Origin of the sequence: Arthrobacter sp. HMWF013 (assembly GCF_003061105.1) — a bacterium.
Classification (GTDB): domain Bacteria; phylum Actinomycetota; class Actinomycetes; order Actinomycetales; family Micrococcaceae; genus Arthrobacter.
Genome location: NZ_QAIQ01000153.1, coordinates 1 through 2,432, shown reverse-complemented (window position 1 = coordinate 2,432; position 2,432 = coordinate 1). Strand labels below are relative to the sequence as shown.

Here is a 2,432-nt window from a genome sequence, read left to right as displayed (position 1 = left end):
CCGCCGCTGCGCATCCCAGGAAGGCAATGCGCTCTACGTCTGCAGCCGGCTCGGGATGCAGGCAGATCCGCGGGTGATCCGGCTCGCCCACGACCTGACGGAGTGGCAGTGGCCCGACGGCGGCTGGAACTGTGATCTGAACGCGAGCGGCCGCCGGTCCTCGTTCCATGAGACGCTGCCTGCCGCCAAGGGACTTTACGAATTCTGGAGGGCCTGCGGAGATCCGGCGTCCCGGACCGGGGCGGAGCGGGCGGCCGGATTGTTCCTTGATCACCGGCTGTTCAAATCCCGCTCGACCGGCCGGACCATCGACCCGCTCTGGCTAAAGCTCCGCTACCCGGAATTCTGGCATTACGGCATTTTGCCCGCCCTGCTTCTGCTGGCCCGGATGGGGCTGATCAATGATCCGCGTGCCGCGGAGGCACGGGCAGCATTGCGCGGAAAGATGTTGCCCGACGGCGGATGGCCGGCGGAGGGCGCGTGGTGGCACCCGCCGTCGTCCGCCAGCCAGGCCGAGGCGGCAGATTGGGGCCGCACCGGTCCCAACCAGTTCGTGACGCTGAGCGCCCTTCGTATCCTCAGCGCCGAAGAGACGGCGGCGGGGAGGACGGATCGAGCCAGCGGTTTCTAGGGGGTAGGGGCCGCGTGGGCTGGGTTGTTGACGTTGACCAGCCAGGCAGTCCCGAACCGGTCGGTGCACATACCGAAGATGTCGCCCCACGGTGCCTTCTCCAACGGCACCGTGACCGTACCGCCGTCGCCGGCGAGCTTATCCCAGTAGCCGCGCAGCTCCGCTTCGTCGTCACCGCTCAGGGAGATCGAGATGGAGCTGCCCGTGGAGGCTTCCATGGAGTTGGGCGTATCCGACCCCATCAGGACCAGGCCCGTGGGAGTGGTCAGCATGCCGTGCATGATCTTCTCGGTTTCAGCCGGATCCTCGCTGGCCTGGAACTCTCCGAAGGTGCTCAGTGCCAGTTCGCCGCCGAACACGGACTGGTAGAAAGTCAACGCCTCCCGGGCATTGTCGCGGAAACCGAGGTAGGGGTTGAGCGTCGTTGGCATGGCCGGTTCTCCTTGAGGTTCTGAACGGAATCGGAATGGAACAGTCAACATCCTGCCCCAATCCGTCCGCCCTCGATAGGGGTTTGGCCGTAGGCTCAGGGAATGGCCAGATATTTTGATGTTCATCCCGAGGATCCCCAGCCGCGAGCCATCTCGCAGGCAGTGCGCATAGTGCTTGACGGCGGCCTGATCGCCTACCCCACCGATTCCTGTTACGCGCTCGGGGCGCAGATGGGAAACAAAGACGCCTTGGACCGGATCCGGAGTATCCGCCAACTGGACAACAAACACCACTTCACGCTGGTGTGCAAGGACTTCGCCCAGCTGGGCCAGTTCGTGAATATCGGCAATGATGTGTTCCGCAGCATCAAGGCCGTCACACCCGGAAGTTACACGTTCATCCTGCCGGCCACCAAGGAGGTTCCGCGCAGGCTTCTGCACCCGAAGAAGAAAACAGTGGGCGTCCGCATCCCTGACAACCGTGTGGTGCAGGCATTGTTGGCTGAGCTCGGCGAACCGTTGCTGTCCAGCACGCTGCTGCTCCCCGACGAGGAGGATCCGCTGACGCAGGGGTGGGAAATCAAGGAACGGCTGGACCATGTGGTGGACGCCGTTATTGATTCGGGCGACTGCGGGGCAGAGCCCACCACCGTCATCGACTTTTCTTCCGGAGTCGCCGAGGTGGTCCGGCGCGGCACCGGGGATCCGTCCCGTTTCGAATAGACGGGGCCCAAACGGCGAGGGGGTCAAGCAGCCTCAGTCCTGCTTCCGGGCCCTGCTGGGCTGGACGCGGGAGGGCTCTCCGGGCATCTTTGGATAGTCCGGCGGGAAAGGCAGCTCCCCCAGCCCTGCCTTAAGGTCCCGTTCCCACCACTCCAGCAGCACGTCGATGGTGCCGCCCGGTGTGGCGTTCATGTCCGCCCAGGGGTCGCCGACCGTCTTGAGCCGTTCCGGGACCGTGAGGATGGTGAAGTTTTTCGGGTCCGCGCTGCCCAGCTCGTCCCAGGTAATGGGGCAGGACACGGGCGCATGGGCCAGCGCCCGCGGGCTGTAGGCGCCGGCGATGGTCCTGTCGCGGTTGGCCTGGTTGAAATCCAGGAAAACACGCTCTCCCCGTTCCTCCTTCCACCAGGCTGTGGTGACCTTCTCCGGCATCCGCCGCTCCAGCTCGCGGGCAGCAGCGATCACGGCGTGGCGGACATCCAGGAACTCACGGGTGGGCCCGATCGGCGCGTAGACGTGCAGCCCGCGGTTTCCCGAGGTCTTGATGAAGCAGTCCAGGCCCGCCTCCGCCAGCACGTCCTTCAGCGCAAGTGCGGCGGGGACGGCGTCGTCGAAGTCGGTGCCCGGCTGGGGATCCAGATCGATCC

Annotated in this window: 3 protein-coding genes and 1 pseudogene; 2 read left to right on the top strand and 2 right to left on the bottom strand. The window is 65.3% G+C overall.

Going from position 1 to position 2,432, the window contains the following annotated elements; genetic code table 11:
- Positions 1 to 631 (top strand): annotated as a pseudogene (locus tag DBR22_RS23750) (hypothetical protein); the annotation flags it as partial.
- On the opposite strand, the gene DBR22_RS07105 reads toward DBR22_RS23750, so the two are convergent.
- Entirely contained in the window at positions 628 to 1,062 is a 435-nt protein-coding gene (locus tag DBR22_RS07105) for a VOC family protein (RefSeq protein WP_108598425.1), read from the bottom strand. The pseudogene DBR22_RS23750 and the gene DBR22_RS07105 overlap by 4 nt on opposite strands.
- Before the next feature lie 102 nt (positions 1,063 to 1,164).
- On the opposite strand from DBR22_RS07105, the gene DBR22_RS07100 reads away from it, so the two are divergent.
- Complete coding sequence (locus tag DBR22_RS07100) at positions 1,165 to 1,785, top strand: L-threonylcarbamoyladenylate synthase (protein WP_108598424.1); 621 nt, start codon at positions 1,165 to 1,167, stop codon at positions 1,783 to 1,785.
- Positions 1,786 to 1,818: 33 nt separating this feature from the next.
- Here DBR22_RS07100 and ligD read toward each other — a convergent pair.
- A partial coding sequence (ligD, locus tag DBR22_RS07095) for a non-homologous end-joining DNA ligase LigD (RefSeq protein ID WP_375134925.1) occupies positions 1,819 to 2,432 on the bottom strand: 614 nt, incomplete at its 5' end.

Bases quoted from the DNA above. Each gene is read 5' to 3' on its own strand.
- DBR22_RS07105 (WP_108598425.1), bottom strand. From the start codon at position 1,062: ATGCCAACGACGCTCAACCCCTACCTCGGTTTCCGCGACAATGCCCGG.
- DBR22_RS07100 (WP_108598424.1), top strand. From the start codon at position 1,165: ATGGCCAGATATTTTGATGTTCATCCCGAGGATCCCCAGCCGCGAGCC.